Origin of the sequence: Pseudomonas sp. FDAARGOS_380 (assembly GCF_002591235.1) — a bacterium.
Lineage (GTDB): Bacteria > Pseudomonadota > Gammaproteobacteria > Pseudomonadales > Pseudomonadaceae > Aquipseudomonas > Aquipseudomonas salmasensis.
Window position 1 is genome coordinate 5,349,716 of record NZ_CP023969.1, and the last position, 18,147, is coordinate 5,367,862.

An 18,147-nucleotide genomic window follows, 5' to 3' on the forward strand; every position below is an offset into this window, starting at 1 on the left:
TTTCCGGTAGCCATGCATCGGCCTCCTGAACCAGGCATTTTCACCCCCGGGAGAAAAAATACACAAAGCGGTGAATTATTTCGTGTCCACTTGTATCTGAACTGACAGAGCGGTGCCATCGTAGCGATGGCACCTCCCCTGTTCAGCTTTTGAGTGGCCCGCATGAAACTACGTAAAAAACGCGTCAAACCCATCGGATTGAAAGACATCACCATTGTCGACGACAACAAGATGCGCAAGGCGATCACCGCTGCCGCACTTGGCAATGCCATGGAATGGTTCGACTTTGGCGTCTATGGCTTTGTCGCCTACGTGCTGGGCAAGGTGTTCTTCCCCGACGCCTCCCCAAGCGTGCAGATGATCGCAGCACTGGCCACCTTCTCCGTTCCCTTCCTGATTCGCCCGCTGGGCGGCCTGTTCTTTGGTGCACTGGGCGATAAGTACGGGCGGCAAAAAGTCCTCGCCGCCACCATCGTGATCATGTCCTTGAGCACCTTTGCCATCGGCCTGATCCCCGGCTATGCCTCCATTGGCATCTGGGCGCCGATCCTGTTGCTGCTGTGCAAAATGGCCCAGGGTTTCTCGGTGGGCGGTGAGTACACCGGCGCGTCGATTTTCGTGGCTGAATACGCCCCGGACCGCAAGCGCGGCTTCCTTGGCAGTTGGCTGGACTTCGGCTCTATCGCCGGTTTCGTCCTCGGTGCGGGTGTGGTGGTGTTGATCTCCACCGTGCTCGGTGAGGCTGAGTTCGAGGCCTGGGGCTGGCGCCTGCCGTTCTTCCTCGCCCTGCCCCTGGGCATCATCGGCCTGTACCTGCGCCATGCGCTGGAAGAGACACCGGCGTTTCAACAGCATGTCGACAAACTCGAACAGGGTGACCGCGAAGGCCTGAGCCACGGCCCGAAAGTCTCATTCAAGGAAATCGCCACCAAGCACTGGCGTAGCCTGCTGACCTGCATCGGTATCGTCGCGGCCACCAACGTGACCTACTACATGCTGCTCACCTACATGCCGAGCTACCTGTCCCACAACCTGCACTATGCCGAAAACAGCGGCGTGCTGATCATCATCGCAATCATGGTCGGCATGCTGTTCGTGCAGCCGTTCATTGGCTTTGTCAGCGACAAGATCGGCCGCAAGCCGTTCATCATCGCCGGCAGCATTGGCCTGCTGTTCCTGTCGATCCCGGCCTTCATGCTGATCACCAGCGGCAAGACCGGCCTGATCTTCGGCGGCCTGCTGATTCTGGCGGTAGTGCTGAACTTCTTTATCGGTGTGATGGCGTCGACCTTGCCAGCCATGTTCCCCACCCACCTGCGCTACAGCGCCCTGGCCAGTGCCTTCAACGTCTCGGTACTGATCGCCGGTGTTACGCCGACCGCCGTGGCCTGGCTGGTGGAGAGCACCAACAACCTGTACATGCCCGCCTATTACCTGATGGTGTTCGCAGTGGTTGGCCTGATCACGGGCCTGACCATGAAGGAAACTGCCAACAAACCCCTGCGTGGCGCGGCCCCGGCAGCTTCCGACATGGAAGAAGCCAAGGAACTGCTGCAAGAGCATCACGACAATATCGAGCAGAAAATCGAAGACATCGACGCCGAGATTGCCGCGTTGCAAACCAAGCGGGAAAACCTGGTACAGCAACACCCGCGCATCAATTAACAACCTGACTGTGCGTGGTCGCCGCCTGCGACCACGCCATTGGAGCGTAAAGCATGGTTTCAAGCGTCACCGCCGCACACAGGTTACTCAGCGCAGACGAGCGCGCCGCCATTGCCGAAATAGAAGCAACCACCAACATCCTCAAGCTGGTCACCCGCCTGACCGGGATGAGATTCGCCGGCATCGCCAAGTTCACTGACCAGGAATGGGTGGTGTGTTCGGCCTACGACCCGCTGCAAATGGGCATCAACGTCGACGACGTACTCGACCTTGAAACCACCCTGTGCAGTGAGTTCTGCATCAACCCACACACCCTGTTCATTCCTCAGATCAGCCAGAACGGCCGTTTCGCGGCGCGCCCGGTGGTCAAGCAATACGCCATCGAAAGCTACGCCGGCGCGCCGATCTTCCTGCCCGATGGCCGCCTGTTCGGCGCGCTGTGTGCGCTGGACTCACGGGCCATGTTGTTCGACGACCCGAACCTGCCGGAAACCCTGAGCCTGTTCGCACGGCTGATTGGCTGCATTTTCTACGCTAATTTGACCCCGGCAGATCACTGACACCCGCCCTGCCCCGCAGGGTCGCCATGTCGCGCTTGGGCGGCACCCCAAACAGCCGGCTGTACTCACGGCTGAATTGCGACGGGCTCTCATACCCGACTTTGAACGCGGCACTGGACACATCCTGGTGCTCGTTCAACATCAACCGACGCGCTTCATTCAAACGCAGCCATTTCTGGTATTGCAGCGGGCTCATCGCGGTCAGTTGCCGGAAGTGATGGTGAAAGGTCGCCGCGCTCATTTGCACCCGCGCTGCCAGCTCTTCCACCCGCAGAGCGGCGTCGAAATTCAACTTCAGCCAGTCGATGGCCTTGGCAATCCGATAGCCCTGCCCGTCCACCGAGCAGATCTGGCGCAATCGCCCGGCCTGGTCGCTTTTCAGTAGCCGGTAATGAATCTCGCGCTGGATCAAGGGCGCGAGTACCGGGATGGCTTCGGGTTCATCCAGCAACGCCACCAGGCGCGCGAATGCGGCCAGCATGCCGTCGGTGACCGTGCCGATCCCCACGCCCTTCATGACCGCACGCTCACGCACCGGCGGCAGGCCACCCTGGGCGATCAGCTCGGTGAGCATGCGCAGGTCCAGCTTGAACGTCAGCCCCAGGCACGGCTGCTCGGGGCTGGCCGCCAGCACCTCGGAATTGGCGGGGATGTCCAGCGATGTCACCAGGAACCGGGACGTGTCGTAGGGGTAGCCCTCGCCGCCCACCCACAACTGCTTCTCGCCCTGGGCCACCAGCACGATGCACGGCTCAACCATGCACACCACCGGCGCAGCGGGTTGCTCACGCCGATAAAAGCCCAGGCCGGGGATCGGCATGGCGTAGTCGCCGGGCGACGGCGTGCGCGAACCAATCGACTGGATCAGCGCGTTCAGGGGGGTGGGAGTGGACGTCATGGCAGACCCTTTCAATGCTTCATTGCACTTTACCCGCGCAAGCCACGGGCGTCGTCACCTGGCGCTGAAACTCAGAGGATCAGGCAAGTAATCCACTCAAATGCACTACAGAAGCCCTGCCGTCACCCGGAAAATGTGCGGACACTTCACAAGGAACATCCCTATGAAACGCCTCTTGCTCGCCTTGGGTTTGCTGGTGACTTCTCTTTCTTCATTTGGAGCCGATATGTCCAACGGTGCGGATAACTTCTACAGCAGCAACACAGTGACGGCCGAACCTGTCACCTTCAACAATCAATACGGCATGCAGGTCGCAGGCACGCTGTTCGTGCCCAAGCACCTGGCCCCGGGCTCAAAGCACGCAGCCCTTGTCGTCGGCCACCCGATGGGCGCCGTCAAAGAGCAAAGCGCTAACCTCTACGCCACCAAAATGGCTGAACAGGGTTTCGTGACCCTGTCCCTGGACCTGTCGTTCTGGGGCCAAAGCGCCGGTACGCCGCGCAACGCGGTGTTGCCCGACCTCTACGTGGAAGACTTCAGCGCCGCCGTGGACTTTCTCGGCACTCGCCCACAGGTCGACCGGGAACGCATCGGCGCCATCGGCATTTGTGGCAGCGGCAGTTTCGTGATCAGTGCGGCGAAGATCGATCCGCGTCTCAAGGCAATCGCCACCGTCAGCATGTACGACATGGGCGCGGCCAACCGTAATGGCCTCAAGCACGGCATGACCTTGCAACAGCGCCAGCAGATCCTGCGCCAGGCCGCCAACCAGCGCTATGTAGAATTCCAGGGCGGCGAGACCCTCTACACCGGTGGCACGCCGCACAGCCTCACGGGCGATCCGATCGGCGACGAGTTCTACGACTTCTACCGCACCCCGCGCGGCGAAGTCACCCCGGCAGGCGCCTCATCGCAAACCACCACCCGGCCGACGCTGACCAGCAACGTCAAGTTCATGAACTTCTACCCCTTCAACGATATCGAGACGATCTCGCCACGCCCGCTGCTGCTGATTACCGGGGCCGACGCGCATTCCCGTGAATTCAGTGAAGACGCCTATCAACGCGCCGCCGAGCCCAAGCAATTGCTGATCATCCCCAACGCCGGCCATGTAGACCTTTACGACCGCGTCGAACTGATCCCATTTGACACGCTCACCACCTTCTTCCAGAGCCACTTGCAGTGAGTTCCGTGACCCCTCAACCGCAACGCTGGGGCGCGGTGCTGGCGATGTCGCTGGCGGCGTTTGCCTTGGTCGCCTCCGAGTTCATGCCGGTCAGCCTGCTGACACCGCTGGCGGCTGACTTGCAGATCACTGAAGGCCAGGCCGGCCAGGGCATTTCCGTATCCGGTGTGTTTGCCCTGCTCACCAGCCTGGTGATCGCGGCGGTTGCCGCGCGGATGGATCGCAAGCGCCTGCTGATGGCCTTGACCCTACTGATGATCGTCTCTGGCAGCGTGGTGGCGTTCGCACCGAATTATGCGGTGTTCATGCTCGGGCGCGCATTGATTGGCGTAGCGATTGGCGGCTTCTGGTCGCTGTCGGCGGCCACGGCAATGCGCCTGGTCGAGCCCGCCCAAGTGCCACGGGCCTTGGCCATCGTCAACGGTGGCAACGCCCTGGCGACGGTGATCGCGGCGCCGCTGGGCAGCTTTCTCGGCGGCCTGATTGGCTGGCGCGGCGCATTCTTTTGCGTGGTGCCGGTGGCCGTGATTGCGCTGGCCTGGCTGTGGCTGAGCTTGCCTGCGCTCAAGCACAGCGGCGCAGCGAACACCGGCAATGCACTGCGCCTGCTGAAAAGCCCCAAGGTGGCCTTGGGCATGTGCGCTGTCAGCCTGTTCTTCATGGGCCAGTTCATGCTGTTCACTTACCTGCGGCCGTTCCTGGAGGGCGTGACCCGGGTCGAGGTGACCACACTGTCGTTGATGCTGCTGGTGCTCGGCCTGGCCGGTCTGGCGGGTACGGTGTTGATTGAGCACTTGCTCAAGCGCCACCTCTACCCGACGCTGATTGCCATCCCGTTGATCATGGCCGGCATCGCCCTTGCGCTGGTGGCGTTCGGCGGTTCAGCGATTGCCACCACTGTGCTGCTGGGCTGCTGGGGCCTGGTGGCCACTGCTGCGCCTGTGGGCTGGTGGACATGGCTGGCGCGCGCCTTGCCCGACGACGCCGAGGCCGGCGGGGGATTGATGGTCGCCATCATCCAACTGGCGATTGCCGCCGGTGCTACCGTCGGTGGCGTGGCATTCGACTTAAGCGGCTATCAGGCCACCTTCGAGCTGAGCGCCGCCTTGCTGGTGATCGCCACGCTGCTCGCTTACCTGGCATCGCGCCGCACGGCTCATGCGCGCATGGCGAGCAGCACTACTTGAAAAAATGACTCGGCGTTTTGCCAAACTGTTTCTTGAACATGCTGGTAAAAGCGCTGGGGCTTTCATAGCCCAACTCAAACGCCACATCGATGATCTTCTGCCCCACCGCAATGCGCTCCAGCGCCAGCAATAGCCGCGCTTGCTGGCGCCACTGGCCGAAGGTCATGCCGGTTTCCTTGCGGAACAGGCGCTGGATGGTGGTCTGGTCCAATCCCAACCGCGCACTCCAGTCGGCGACGGTGGAGGCATCACTCGGCTCGTCCTGCAACGCCAGGCAGATCGGGCTCAGGCGTGGGTCGGCAGGCTGCGGCAAAGACAGCGGCAAGGCCGGCAAGATGGCCAGCTCATCAAGAATCAGGTGCATGATCCGCGCGTCGCGTGAATCCTCGGCATATGGCGGTTTCAAACTGACCGAGGCCTTGATCAGTTCGCTCAGCAGCGGCGAGACTGTCACCGTCTTGGGCTCGGCCGGCAGGTTGGGGAAGCTGTCCGGGCGCACGAACACGCTGCGCATCTGCAGCGTACCCACGCAGCGCAGCGAGTGAACTTGACCGCAAGGCATCCAAAAGCCACGATTGGGCGGCACCGTCCATTGCCTCAGGGCCGAGTACACCACCATCACACCGCCAATGGCGTACAGCAGTTGGTGCTTGTTGTGGCTGTGTTCGGGGATCACCCAGTCTTCGGGGTAATCGGTGGCCGAGCTGATGACGGCCCAGTCGCCCTCATCGATTTCTCGCAGAAATTTATCCAGTGATTTGATCATTTCGCCCTTTTTGCGATGGTTTCTGCCCGAATTGCGCGAGACAGGCATTGGCGCCGAATCTAGCATAAACGCCGAGTCCAGATGGAGTGGCGGTTCACATCACCGCCGCCCGCCTCCACGCCTGTTAGCTGCCTTGTACGGAATGCCCGCATGTCCACAGTCACAGCGTCACCCGCCGCACCTTCGACCAGCCCGCAAGTAAGCCCCTTAGTCATGCGCGTCCTGGGCGCCTGCGCCCTGGCGCACCTGATCAATGACTTGATCCAGGCGGTGCTGCCGTCGATCTACCCGATGCTCAAGGCCAACTACGGCCTGAGCTTCACCCAGGTCGGCCTGATCACCCTGACCTTCCAGTTGACCGCCTCGCTGCTGCAACCGTGGATCGGCTACCACACCGACCGCCACCCCAAACCCTGGCTATTGCCGGCGGGCATGGTGTGCACCTTGATCGGCATCTTGATGCTGGCCTTTGTCGGCAACTTCCCGGCGATATTGCTCGCGGCAGCGCTGGTGGGTGTGGGCTCGTCGACCTTCCACCCGGAAACCTCCCGCGTTGCACGCCTGGCCTCCGGTGGACGCTACGGCCTGGCGCAATCGACTTTCCAGGTTGGCGGCAACACCGGCAGCGCCTTCGGCCCGTTGCTGGCGGCGGCGATCATCATTCCCTACGGCCAAAGCCACATTGCCTGGTTCGGCCTGTTTGCGGTGTTCGCCATCCTGGTGCTGTACGGTTTGAGCCGCTGGTACCGCCACCACCTCAACCTGTTCAAGCTCAAGCAAGGCAGCCAGGCGACCCACGGCTTGTCCAAAGGCCGCGTGACCTTCGCCCTGGTGGTATTGGCCGTGCTGGTGTTCTCCAAATACTGGTACATGACCAGCCTGACCAGCTACTTCACGTTCTACCTGATCGAGAAATTCCAGCTGTCGGTGGCAAGCTCCCAGATGTACCTGTTCCTGTTCCTCGGCGCAGTGGCCGTGGGCACCTTTGCCGGTGGCCCGATCGGCGACAAGATCGGCCGCAAAAAGGTTATCTGGTTCTCCATCCTCGGCGCCGCACCGTTCACCCTGGCCCTGCCCTACGTCGACCTGTTCTGGACCGCCGTACTCAGCGTGGTCATTGGCTTTATCATCGCCTCGGCGTTCTCGGCCATCGTGGTGTTTGCCCAGGAACTGGTGCCGGGCAATGTGGGCATGATCGCCGGGATATTCTTCGGCCTGATGTTCGGCTTCAGTGGGATCGGCGCGGCGCTGCTCGGGATGCTCGCTGATCATCACGGCATCGAGTACGTGTACAAGTTGTGCTCATTCCTGCCGTTGGTGGGTATCCTCACGGTACTGTTGCCGTCGACCAAAGGCGTTTGATCGGTTGCTGTAGGAGCGAGCTTGCTCGCGAAAAACTGACAGACGCCGCGTATATCAGGACACACGCGTTATCGTTGACGTTTTTCGCGCGCAAGAACAAGAACTAGGCGTCCCCCTCGCTCCTACAGGTTATGACTGACCCTCACACTGCGCCCGGTCTTCACCGACTCCAGCGCACAATCAGCCAGATGCAACGCATACAAACCATCACGCATACTGGTGGGCAACTCGCGCCCCTCATTCAGCGCATCGATGAACTGCGTCAGCTCATTGCGATACGCATCCGCGTAACGCTCAAGGAAAAAATTCTGCAACGGTTCCAACGCTTCGGTGTGCTCAGCGCTCCAATGGCGCACGGTGCTGGGCCGGTGATTGTCGGTCAGCAGCACGCCGCTGGCGCCGGAAACTTCTACGCGCTGGTCGTAGCCATACACCGCCTGGCGGCAGCAGTTGATATGGCATTGTTTGCCCGAAGCGGTGCGTAGCAAGACCATGACGCTGTCGTAGTCGTCGATCTGCTCCAGGGTCGGGTCCACCAGGCGGCTGGCGAAGGCGCTGACTTCCACGGGTTCCTCGCCGAGCAAGTGGCGAGCAGTGTCAAAGTCATGGATGGTCATGTCGCGCAGGATCCCCCCGGAGTGTTCCAGGTAGTCACGCGGTGCCAGGCCAGGGTCGCGACTGGTGATGATCACCTGGCGCACGGCGCCGATCTGGCCGGCGTCCAGCGCCTGGCGCAGGCGCAGCATGTCGGGGTCGAAGCGCCGGTTAAAGCCAAGCATTACCTTGCCGCCCTGGCGCTCTACGGTTTGCGCAGCGCTGCGCGCCTTGGCGATGTCCAGGTCGATGGGTTTTTCGCAGAGCACCGCCTTGCCCTGGGCCACCGCAGCCAGTAACAGGTCGATGTGGGTGTCGGTGGGCGTGCCGATCACCACCGCATCGATGTCCTCGCGGCTCAGCACGGTGGCGCAGTCATACGCGGCCTCGCAGCCCAACTGGGTGCTCAAGGCATCGACACCTGCGCGCCAGGGATCGGCCACCAACACCAGCGTGGCATTGGGATGGGCGGCAACGTTGGCGGCGTGGATCTTGGCGATGCGCCCGGCACCTAGAACGGCGATACGTAGCATGGTCGAACTCCTGGATTATTATTGGATAGGGTGTTTCAGCGCTTCAGTCCGGCAGGTTGAACGGCGTGACGATCTGCACCTGTGACGGCGCAATCGGCCCGGCCTTCCATAGCCGGTGGTATTGCAGGATGTGCAGGAATACGTGGCGGGCATCGATCTGCAGGTTGTGATCAATGATCGCCGCGACTTTTTCTTCGCGCAGCAGTTGGCGGTTTTCTTCGTCAAGGTCGTGGCCGATGAATACCTCCAATGAACGGTCCTGCGCGGCAAACGCGTCGACAATTGCGCGGTTGCCACCGCCGACGCTGTACACCGCCTTCAGCCCGGGGTGCTGGTGCAAGGCTTGGGTCACTCGTTCAAAGGTGCGCTCATACACGCCGTAGCCGCCGCTGATATCCAGTACCCGCAGGTGCTCGGCGCGGCCACGCAGCCAGGCACGAAAACCCATCTCGCGCTCTTCTTCGCCGCGGAACAACTCGCTGCCGATCACCACCGCCACGTCCTGAGGATCGGTCGGCAGCCAGCGCGACATCAGGTAGGCAGCGGTCTGGCCAGCCGTGCGATTGTCCATGCCCACATAGCCGATGCGCTCGCTTTGGGGCAGGTCGGTGACCAAGGTCACCACCGGAATGCCGGCCGCAATCAGCTGCTTGACGGCCAGGTTCACCGCCGGTTCATCCGCAGCCTTGAGCACCACACCCTGGCTGCCCGTGTCGAGGCAGCGCAGCAGTTGGTCGTGCATGGCCTGGGGCTCGATCTCCTCGAACAGGTGAAAACGTGGCGCGATGCGAAACGGTGCCAGGCTGGCCAATTGGCCAACGATCGCCGCCTGCACCGCGGCGCTGAAACGCTGGGGCGTGTGCATGATTACGTCCACATGGAAGGTGCGCCCCACGGCCAAGCCATTTTTTTCCTGGGATTCCAACTCCTCCAATGCCTGCTCAATCCGCCGCCGGGTCTGGGCATGCACGCTGCCGCGCTGGTGCAGCACGCGGTCCACCGTGGCCTTGCTGACGCCAGCCTGAGTGGCGAGTTGCTTGATGGAAAAATGTTTTGCGCGTTCGAGCATGGATTTAGCCTGAGGTGTTTTTGAGGTCTTTTTTGGGCGTTACTGAGGTTTCGCAATGCTAATCTCAGTTTTGCCTGGCGTCGAGCCAGGTCAGCAAAACAATAAAAATCCAGGAGAACCCTCATGCCCCACTCCGATCTTGCGACCTCGTTCAGCGGCCAATACTTTGTCGTAACCGGCAGCACCCAGGGCCTCGGCGCGGCGGTGGCCCATACCCTGGCTCGCCGTGGTGCGGCCGGATTGATTATTTGCGGACGTCGCCGTACCGAGGGCGAAGAGCAGGTGCGCCAACTGGCACAGCTGGATTGCCAGGCATTTTTTGTCGAGGCCGACCTGGAAAAGGTCGAGGACTGCCGCGCAATCATCGAAGCGGCGCGCGTCCATTTCGGCACTTTGCACGGCTTGGTGAACTGCGCCGGCATGTCTGACCGTGGCACCATTCTCGACACCTCGCCGGAACTGTTCGAGCGCTTGTTTGCGGTGAATGTGCGGGCGCCGTTTTTCTTAATGCAAGAAGCGCTGAAGCTGATGATCAGCAGCGGTGTTGAGGGCGCGGTGGTCAATATCCAGAGCGTTACCGGCCATGGTGGGCAGTCGTTCTTGAGTGCTTATGCGGCGTCCAAGGGCGCGCTGGCGATCCTGACCAAGAACGTCGCATTCAGTGCCTTGCGCAACCGCATCCGCGTGAATGGCCTGAACATCGGCTGGATGGACACGCCCCACGAGGATCAGATCCAGCGCCAGTACCACGGCGCCCAGGACGGCTGGCTGGCCGATGCCGAACGCACCCAACCGTTTGGGCGCCTGCTCAAGCCCGAAGAGGTAGCGCGCAGCGTGGCATTTCTGCTGTCCACTGAGTCGGGAATGATGACTGGCGCAGTGATCGACCTTGAACAAGGTGTGGTCGGCTGCACCGACAGCAGCACCCCACAACCTCACCAGGCCCTGAGCCTTCCAGGAGGTATGTGATGTCGGCTTTCGTAACCGGCGACGCGGTGCGCCTGGCCGACTTCAGCCGGATCTGTGCGCAGCGCACCAACGCCAGCGACTACCCGCTGTGCCTTGAGGTACAAGGCAATGTGCCGATCTATCAGGCCCACACCTTGCGCAACAGCGACCGCCTGGTCGTCATGAACGAACTGCATCACCTGTTCCGTGACGGGCCCGGCGTAATGGTGGTGCGCCAAGCCTATGAAGACCTGGAAGTGGTGGACCGCCACAGCCAGGTCTTCGACGCGATCTTTGCCCATGAAGCCGCCCAGGGCGTGGCCGCCGATCACTTTGCCAAGGCCGGCAGCAATGGCAGGATCTGGAACGCGCTACAGAAGGCGGCCTTACAGTCCCCCGAATCCTTTGCCGAGTACTACGCCAACCCTCTGCTGGGGTTAATTGCCGAAGCCTGGTTGGGGCCGGGCTTTCAAGTCACGGCGCAAGTCAACGTGGTGCATCCAGGTGGCCAGGCGCAGCAGCCGCACCGAGACTATCACCTGGGTTTCCAGACCAACGATGTGGTCGAACGTTTTCCGCTGCCGCTGCATGCGCTGTCCCAACATCTCACGTTGCAAGGTGCTATCGCACATTCGGATATGCCGCTGGAAACCGGCCCCACCCAGCTGCTGCCCTTTTCCCAGCAGTATGCCTTGGGGTACCTGGCGTGGCGTCGCACGGAGTTTATCGACTACTTCCAGCACCACGCGGTGCAATTGCCGCTGAACAAGGGCGACTTGCTGTTCTTCAACCCGGCACTGTTCCATGCCGCCGGCACCAACCGCACGGCCGATCGCCAGCGCATGGCCAACCTGCTGCAAATCTCCTCGGCATTCGGCAAGCCGATGGAAGCCATCGACCGCGACCGCATGATGCTGGCGGTGTATCCGGTGCTGCTCGCCAACCCCAACCTGGATTCCCGCGCCGTGGTCGCCTGTACCGCAGACGGGTACTCCTTCCCCACTAACCTCGACACCGACCCACCCTTGAGTGGCCTGGCCCCGCAAACCGGGCAACAACTGATGCTGAAAGCCCTCGACGAACGCTGGCCGTGCTCGGACTTCGCCGCCGCCGTGGCGCAGCTGCGGGCCAAACGCCAAGCGTGAACCGCCCTGCTTTGACAACAACAAAAACAACGGAGCACAACCATGAAGAAGCAACTCCTTGCGGCACTGTTAGTCCTTGCGTTCAGCCCTTGGGCGCTGGCGGACATTCGCATCGGCGTGAGCATCGCCCAGGTAGACGACGTATTCCTCGCACAAATGCGCGACTACATGGCCGCCCACGCCAGGGAACTGCCCGATGTCACCCTGCAATTCGAAGACGCCCAGGGCGACGTGGTGCGTCAACTCAACCAGGTGCAAAACTTCACCGCCCAAGGCATGGACGCGATTATCGTCAACGCGGTGGACACAGCGGCCACCCAGAAGATGACGCTCAATGCCCAGCAGGCCAAGATCCCGCTGGTGTACGTCAACCGCCGTCCGGAGTTCAAGGAGGTGCCAGCGGGCGTGGGCTATGTCGGTTCGGACGAGATCAAGGCCGGCGAAATCCAGATGCGCTACCTGGCCGAGAAAATGGGCGGCAAGGGCAACCTGGCGATCATGCTCGGGCTGCTGTCCAACAACGCCACCCATAACCGCACGCTGGGGGTGAAGACCGTGCTAAAGGACTACCCAGACATCAAAATCGTCGAAGAACAAAGCGCCGAATGGCAGCGCGGCAAGGCGATTGACCTGATGAACAACTGGATCGTATCCGGGCGCAAAATCGATGCCGTGGCCGCGAATGCCGATGAAATGGCGATTGGCGCGGCCATGGCTATCAGCCAGGCAGGCATGCAGCCAGGCAAGGACATCCTGGTGGCCGGCAGCGACGGCGGCGCAGCTGGATTGGACGCGGTGAAAAAAGGCCAGCTGTTGGTCACGGTGTACCAAGACAACAAGGGCCAGGCAGTGGGTTCCATCGACCTGGCAGTGAAGATGGTCAAGCAGCAGCCGTACACGGCGGAACTGACGATTCCTTATCAGCAGATCACCAAGGACAACTACCAAGCGTTCCTTAATCCCTGAAGACCGCGCACTACTCATGGCAAGGGAGCTTGCGCCCTTGCCATACAGGCTTAGTTGAGCGTTCGCCGAGAAAACCCATTAACCACGATATAGAGCAACGGCCCCACCGACACAAACACCGCCGTCAGCACAAAATACGGCAACACCGAGCCTATCGACCGCCCTCGCCCACGCGCATCCCGGTACATCCACACACACGCCAGCACCGCCATCAGATACAGGTCAATCACCACCTGGGCCGTATCCGGCCTGGACATCAGTTCCCATCCAAACGCCAGCAGTGATTGCTCAGCCGTGAGCATGGTCGCCACGGTATAGACGGTAAATCCCAGCAAGGCCGCCAGGGCGATATAAGGTTTTTGCATGGTCTCTTCCTTGAAGCGCAACGTTAATCAGCGCGGCCACCTTAGCGATAAGAGGCTGCCGCTGGCAATCCTGCTGACGTCTTTCTCGAGATGTCCTGCGCGCCGCCTACACGAGTATGCCGCGCTGGTTTTGTGAAATATCTGTACGTAGACTGCCGCCATACCCCCACTTGAAGGCGGCGAAAAAAACGTGATGCAAGTTACTGAAGTCTCCATTGCCCAATTGCGCGCTGCGCTTGAAGCCGGCCAGACCACGGCGGTTGAACTGGTCCAGGCGTACCTGGCGCGAATCGACGCCTACGATGGCCCGCAAACGGCCACTGCGCTGAACGCCGTGGTGGTACGCAATCCCGAGGCGCTGAAAGAAGCCCAGGCCTCCGATGCGCGCCGCGCCAAGGGGCAAACCCTGGGGCCGCTGGATGGCATTCCCTACACCGCCAAGGACAGTTACCTGGTCAAGGGGCTGACGGCTGCATCCGGCAGCCCGGCGTTTGCCAAGCTGGTGGCCCAGCGCGATGCCTTCACCATTGAGCGCCTGCGGGCCGGAGGCGCCATCTGCCTGGGCAAGACCAACATGCCGCCGATGGCCAATGGCGGCATGCAGCGTGGCGTGTATGGCCGCGCCGAAAGCCCCTACAACGCCGACTACCTCACCGCGCCGTTTGCGTCGGGCTCCTCCAACGGTGCGGGCACCGCCACCGCCGCCAGCTTTGCCGCGTTCGGGCTGGCCGAAGAAACCTGGTCCAGCGGTCGCGGCCCGGCCTCCAACAATGGCCTGTGTGCCTACACGCCTTCACGCGGGGTGATTTCGGTGCGCGGCAACTGGCCGCTGACCCCGACCATGGACGTGGTGGTGCCCTACGCTCGCACCATGGCCGACCTGCTGGAAGTGCTCGACGTCGTGGTGGCCGAAGACCCGGACACCCGTGGCGACCTGTGGCGCCTGCAACCCTGGGTGCCGATCCCCAGCGTCACCTCGGTGCGCCCAGCGTCCTACGCGGCCCTCGCCGTCAGCAGCGAAAGCCTGGCCGGCAAGCGTTTTGGCGTGCCGCGCATGTACATCAACGCCGACCCGGAGGCTGGCACCAGCGAAAAACCCGGTATCGGCGGCCCGACCGGGCAAAAGATCCACACCCGTGCCACGGTGATCGAACTGTGGCAAGCCGCACGTCAAGCACTGGAAGCCGCCGGTGCCGAAGTGATCGAAGTGGATTTCCCGCTGGTGTCCAACTGCGAAGGCGACCGCCCTGGTGCACCGACGGTGTTTACCCGTGGCCTGGTTTCCAAGGAATTTCTCCACGACGAGTTGTGGGAATTGTCGGCCTGGGCCTTCGATGACTTCCTGCGCGCCAACGGCGACCCGCACCTGAACCGCCTGGCCGATGTAGACGGGCCGAAGATATTCCCTCACGACCCCGGCACCCTTCCCAACCGTGAAGACGACCTGGCCGCCGGCATGGACGAATACGTGCGCATGGCCCAACGCGGCATCACCCCATGGGACCAGATCAGCACCGTACCCGATGGCCTGCGCGGCCTGGAACAAACCCGGCGCCTGGACCTGGAAGACTGGATGGACTCCCTTGGGCTCGACGCCGTGTTGTTCCCCACCGTGGCCGATGTAGGCCCGGCGGATGCCGATGTGAACGAAGCGTCTGCCAATATCGCCTGGAGCAACGGCGTATGGGTCGCCAACGGCAACCTCGCCATCCGCCACCTGGGCGTGCCCACCGTCACCGTGCCAATGGGCGTGATGGCAGACATCGGCATGCCAGTGGGGCTCACCTTCGCCGGGCGCGCCTATGACGATTCGGCGCTGTTGCGCTTAGCCTCGGCGTTCGAAGCTACCGGCAGCAAACGCATGATCCCGCCGCGTACGCCACCGTTGGCAGCCCGCTAAACGCGGTCAACCTGTGGGAGCTGACTTGCCTTAATGCCAGTCAGTCAAGGCTTTTGTAGGAGCGAGCTTGCTCGCGAAGAACTCACTGGCGCCGCGTTCATTCAGCAAACACGGGTTATCGTTGACGTTTTTCGCGAGCAAGCTCGCTCCTACAGGATTGGCCGCGGCGCCGACTCCATGTGGGAGCTCATCTTGCCTGCGATGGCAGCCGTTCAATCGACAGCGACGTCGAACCTGCCCCCCCACAGGTAACCACGATGCGAAACGAGCCGCTCTTGATCTTGATCTGCTTTTGATCTCAGGCGCCCCGTTAAACCACGCTGGCCGGAATTCGACAGGGATTTGGGGGGTAAACCGGCAGGGATGCCGGTTTAGCCGCCCCGCGCCATGGATGGCGCGTGGCGGCGGCCCCCCAAATCACTGGCGGATTACGGGCACACCGAGCCCAAGCGAGGTGCCGAGTGGTGGGGCGAGGACCTTTTGGTTACTTTTGGGTCCTTCCAAAAGTGACCCGCTGTCAGAGCGGAACCCTAGGTGGCCGTTACCGCAGGAATGGATATGTACTCGGTATTACGGTGTCGACTGTAAGGCCGCCATCGCAGGCAAGCCAGCTCCCACATTTTTGCCGTATTTCAAATCAAGCCCTGTCGCTGGGCCTTGATTCACCACACCACCACCTTGCGCACCTTCACCAGCGCCTCCCACAACGCCGCCATCGGCACCGAACCCAAAGCCAGGCGCAGCGCGTGGGGCACCTGGGCCGAAACCGCAAACGGCTCGGCGGTGGACACCGAGATGCCTGCACGCTGCAAAGTCATGGCGACCTGATCGGCGCGGGCATCTTCCGCCAACGGCAGCCACAGAAAGTAGGATGACGGATGGCTGATGGTCTTCACCCCTCTCAGCACCTGCGCCGCCAATGCCTGTCGGGCCTGGGCATCGGCGCGCTTTTGCGCCTCCAGTTGCGCCACCGTACCGTCTTCGAGCCAGCCCACCGCAATCGCACTCATCACCCCCGGCACGTTCCACGTAGTGGCCATGATCGTGCGTTCCAAGCCGCTTACCCAAGCCACAGGCGCCGCGATAAAGCCCACGCGCAACCCGGTGGCAACACTCTTGGACAGCCCGCCGATGTACACCGTGCGCTCCGGTGCGAGGGTCGCCAAGGGTGGCGGTGCTTCTTCGGCGAGAAACGCATAGGCGCCATCCTCGATAATCATCACGTTGTGCTGCCGGGCGAGCGCCACCAAGCGCTCGCGCTGCGCCAGGCTCATCACCCAGCCCAGCGGGTTGTGCAGGGTCGGCATGCTGTACACCGCTCGCACCGGGCGCTGGCGACACAGGCTGTGCAGATGTTCCAGGTCCGGGCCGCTGGCAGTGACCGGGATGGCGACGAGCTCCAGGTGCAGGGTTTCGGCCAGCACCTTGAAACCCGAATAGGTCAGCGCATCCACCGCCACCACATCCCCAGGCTTGAGCAAGGTCATCATGCTCACCGCCAGGCCATGCTGGGCGCCGCTGACCACCAGCACCTGCTCGGCTTGCACCGTCAGCCCTCGGTTCAACAAGTGCCGGGCCACGGCGGCGCGCTCGTGCACGCGACCGGCATGGGGCTGGTAACGCAGCAACGCCTCCAGATCGCCAGACAGGGCAAGTTGGCGCAACGCCGTGCGCAACAGCTCGGCCTGGCCCGGCAAAGACGGGTAGTTGAAATTCAGGTCAAGCAACCCCGCCGCAACCGTCATCTGCCCACTGCCCTGCCCCGGCGGTAAGGCAATCTCACGCACGAAGGTGCCGCGCCCGGTCTCGCCACTGACCAGGCCCATGGCTTCCAGCTCGCTGTACACCCGGCTGGCGGTGACCAGCGCCAGGCCATGCTCGGCGGCCAATTGCCGATGGGTGGGCAGCCGTGTGCCGGGCAGCAATTGGCCGCTGCGGATGGCCTCGGCGAAGGTATCGACTAGCGACTTGTAGCGAGCACGGGGCATAAGGATGTATCCATGACAATTTTTTGATTGTCTTAATCTTCAATCCTAGGATGCCCAGCACGCAACTGCCTTTTCAGGACGCCCCCATGGAACGCACTTCTCGCCTACGCACTCTGGACAACAGCACCCAGGGTTGGATCAACGGCTTTATCGGCGTGGTGATTTTCAGCGGCTCGCTGCCGGCCACACGCGTGGCGGTGATGGAGTTCGACCCGGTGTTCCTGACCATGATCCGCGCCACCCTCGCAGCCCTACTGGGGTTGTGCCTGCTGTGGCTATTCAAGGAAAAACGCCCCACGTGCCAGCAATGGGCACCGCTGGTCATCGTTGCGCTTGGCGTGGTGATCGGCTTTCCACTGCTGACGGCCCTGGCCTTGCAGTACGTGACCTCGGCCCACTCCATCGTTTTTATTGGCCTGCTGCCGCTGGCCACGGCGGTGTTCGGCGTGCTGCGCGGCGGTGAGCGGCCGCGGCCGGTGTTCTGGTTGTTTTCGATTCTGGGCAGCCTGTTGGTGATGGGTTACGCCGTTGCCCAAGGCTTGAGCGCCGCACCCGCGGGCGATGTGCTGATGCTGTTGGCGGTGCTGGTATGCGGCCTGGGGTATGCCGAAGGCGCCAAGCTGTCGCGCAGCCTGGGCGGCTGGCAGGTGATCTGCTGGGCGTTGGTGGTGTCGCTGCCAGTGGTGGCGCCGTTGAGCCTGTTGCTGGCACCTGCCACCCTCAGCGGAATCAGCCTGCCGGCGTGGCTGAGCCTGGGCTACGTGGCGTTGTTCAGCATGTTGATCGGTTTTGTGTTCTGGTACCGCGGCCTGGCCCAGGGCGGGATTGCCGCGGTCGGCCAGTTGCAGTTGCTGCAACCGTTCTTCGGCCTGGCGCTGGCGGCGGGCTTGCTGCATGAACAGGTCAGCCTGGGCATGGTGCTGGTGACGGTGGCGGTGATCGGTTGCGTGGCCGGGGCGAAGAAGTTTGCTCGCTAACCCCTGGCCTGCTAAATAGAAGCGTCGCCCCAAAAAAC

16 protein-coding genes are annotated in these 18,147 nt (G+C 62.2%); 10 read left to right on the top strand and 6 right to left on the bottom strand.

The genetic code is table 11. The features are described from left to right. Positions 1-162 precede the first annotated feature (162 nt). Both proP and CRN80_RS25050 read left to right on the top strand, forming a co-directional pair. The gene (gene proP, locus CRN80_RS25045; RefSeq protein WP_032892100.1) at positions 163-1,665 is read left to right on the top strand and encodes a glycine betaine/L-proline transporter ProP; all 1,503 of its coding nucleotides are present in this window, start codon (positions 163-165) and stop codon (positions 1,663-1,665) included. A 53-nt stretch (positions 1,666-1,718) separates the two neighbouring features. Then, the gene (locus CRN80_RS25050) at positions 1,719-2,225 is read left to right on the top strand and encodes a GAF domain-containing protein (protein WP_032892101.1); all 507 of its coding nucleotides are present in this window, start codon (positions 1,719-1,721) and stop codon (positions 2,223-2,225) included. On the opposite strand, the gene CRN80_RS25055 is transcribed toward CRN80_RS25050, so the two are convergent. After that, a complete protein-coding gene (locus tag CRN80_RS25055; protein WP_032892102.1) occupies positions 2,200-3,123 on the bottom strand; it encodes an AraC family transcriptional regulator in 924 nt (307 codons plus the stop codon). The genes CRN80_RS25050 and CRN80_RS25055 overlap by 26 nt on opposite strands. A 163-nt stretch (positions 3,124-3,286) precedes the next feature. Between CRN80_RS25055 and CRN80_RS25060 the strand changes: the two genes are divergently transcribed. Beyond that, positions 3,287-4,309 (top strand): alpha/beta hydrolase, encoded by a 1,023-nt coding sequence (locus CRN80_RS25060; protein ID WP_098951712.1) that lies wholly within the window; start codon positions 3,287-3,289, stop codon positions 4,307-4,309. Continuing rightward, positions 4,306-5,496 (top strand): MFS transporter, encoded by a 1,191-nt coding sequence (locus tag CRN80_RS25065; RefSeq protein WP_098951714.1) that lies wholly within the window; start codon positions 4,306-4,308, stop codon positions 5,494-5,496. Before CRN80_RS25060 ends, CRN80_RS25065 begins: the two co-directional genes overlap by 4 nt. On the opposite strand, the gene CRN80_RS25070 is transcribed toward CRN80_RS25065, so the two are convergent. Next, complete coding sequence (locus CRN80_RS25070) at positions 5,489-6,310, bottom strand: helix-turn-helix domain-containing protein (RefSeq protein ID WP_098951716.1); 822 nt, start codon at positions 6,308-6,310, stop codon at positions 5,489-5,491. The genes CRN80_RS25065 and CRN80_RS25070 overlap by 8 nt on opposite strands. 102 nt (positions 6,311-6,412) lie before the next feature. Between CRN80_RS25070 and CRN80_RS25075 the strand changes: the two genes are divergently transcribed. Continuing rightward, positions 6,413-7,624 carry an MFS transporter gene (locus tag CRN80_RS25075; RefSeq protein WP_003190861.1) on the top strand — a complete coding sequence of 404 codons (1,212 nt, stop codon included), beginning with the start codon at positions 6,413-6,415 and terminating at the stop codon, positions 7,622-7,624. Between the two features lie 122 nt (positions 7,625-7,746). Here the strand turns inward: CRN80_RS25075 and iolG are convergent, their stop codons facing one another. Beyond that, a complete protein-coding gene (iolG, locus tag CRN80_RS25080) occupies positions 7,747-8,751 on the bottom strand; it encodes an inositol 2-dehydrogenase (RefSeq protein ID WP_098951718.1) in 1,005 nt (334 codons plus the stop codon). Between the two features lie 43 nt (positions 8,752-8,794). Beyond that, positions 8,795-9,820, bottom strand: a complete 1,026-nt coding sequence (locus CRN80_RS25085; RefSeq protein ID WP_073522264.1) for a LacI family DNA-binding transcriptional regulator — start codon at positions 9,818-9,820, stop codon at positions 8,795-8,797. Between the two features lie 123 nt (positions 9,821-9,943). Here CRN80_RS25085 and CRN80_RS25090 point away from each other — a divergent pair, with 123 nt between their 5' ends. From CRN80_RS25090 to CRN80_RS25100, 3 genes are read left to right on the top strand one after another with little or no spacing between them, the layout of a single operon-like run. Then, positions 9,944-10,789 (top strand): SDR family oxidoreductase, encoded by an 846-nt coding sequence (locus CRN80_RS25090; RefSeq protein WP_003190858.1) that lies wholly within the window; start codon positions 9,944-9,946, stop codon positions 10,787-10,789. After that, positions 10,789-11,913: a phytanoyl-CoA dioxygenase family protein gene (locus tag CRN80_RS25095; protein WP_098951720.1), complete on the top strand. Its 1,125-nt coding sequence runs from the start codon at positions 10,789-10,791 to the stop codon at positions 11,911-11,913. The genes CRN80_RS25090 and CRN80_RS25095 overlap by 1 nt, the downstream gene beginning before the upstream one ends. 42 nt (positions 11,914-11,955) lie before the next feature. After that, positions 11,956-12,879, top strand: coding sequence for a sugar ABC transporter substrate-binding protein (locus CRN80_RS25100; protein WP_003190856.1), 924 nt, complete (start codon positions 11,956-11,958; stop codon positions 12,877-12,879). 50 nt (positions 12,880-12,929) lie between these two features. Here the strand turns inward: CRN80_RS25100 and CRN80_RS25105 are convergent, their stop codons facing one another. Further along, a complete protein-coding gene (locus CRN80_RS25105; protein WP_003190855.1) occupies positions 12,930-13,244 on the bottom strand; it encodes a DUF2834 domain-containing protein in 315 nt (104 codons plus the stop codon). Positions 13,245-13,434: 190 nt separating this feature from the next. Between CRN80_RS25105 and CRN80_RS25110 the strand changes: the two genes are divergently transcribed. After that, entirely contained in the window at positions 13,435-15,144 is a 1,710-nt protein-coding gene (locus CRN80_RS25110) for an amidase (protein WP_098951721.1), read from the top strand. 662 nt (positions 15,145-15,806) lie between these two features. Here the strand turns inward: CRN80_RS25110 and CRN80_RS25120 are convergent. Next, positions 15,807-17,132 (bottom strand): PLP-dependent aminotransferase family protein, encoded by a 1,326-nt coding sequence (locus tag CRN80_RS25120; protein WP_098951723.1) that lies wholly within the window; start codon positions 17,130-17,132, stop codon positions 15,807-15,809. Positions 17,133-17,218: 86 nt separating this feature from the next. On the opposite strand from CRN80_RS25120, the gene CRN80_RS25125 reads away from it, so the two are divergent. Continuing rightward, a complete protein-coding gene (locus CRN80_RS25125; RefSeq protein WP_098951725.1) occupies positions 17,219-18,109 on the top strand; it encodes a DMT family transporter in 891 nt (296 codons plus the stop codon). The last annotated feature ends 38 nt before the right edge of the window (positions 18,110-18,147 follow it).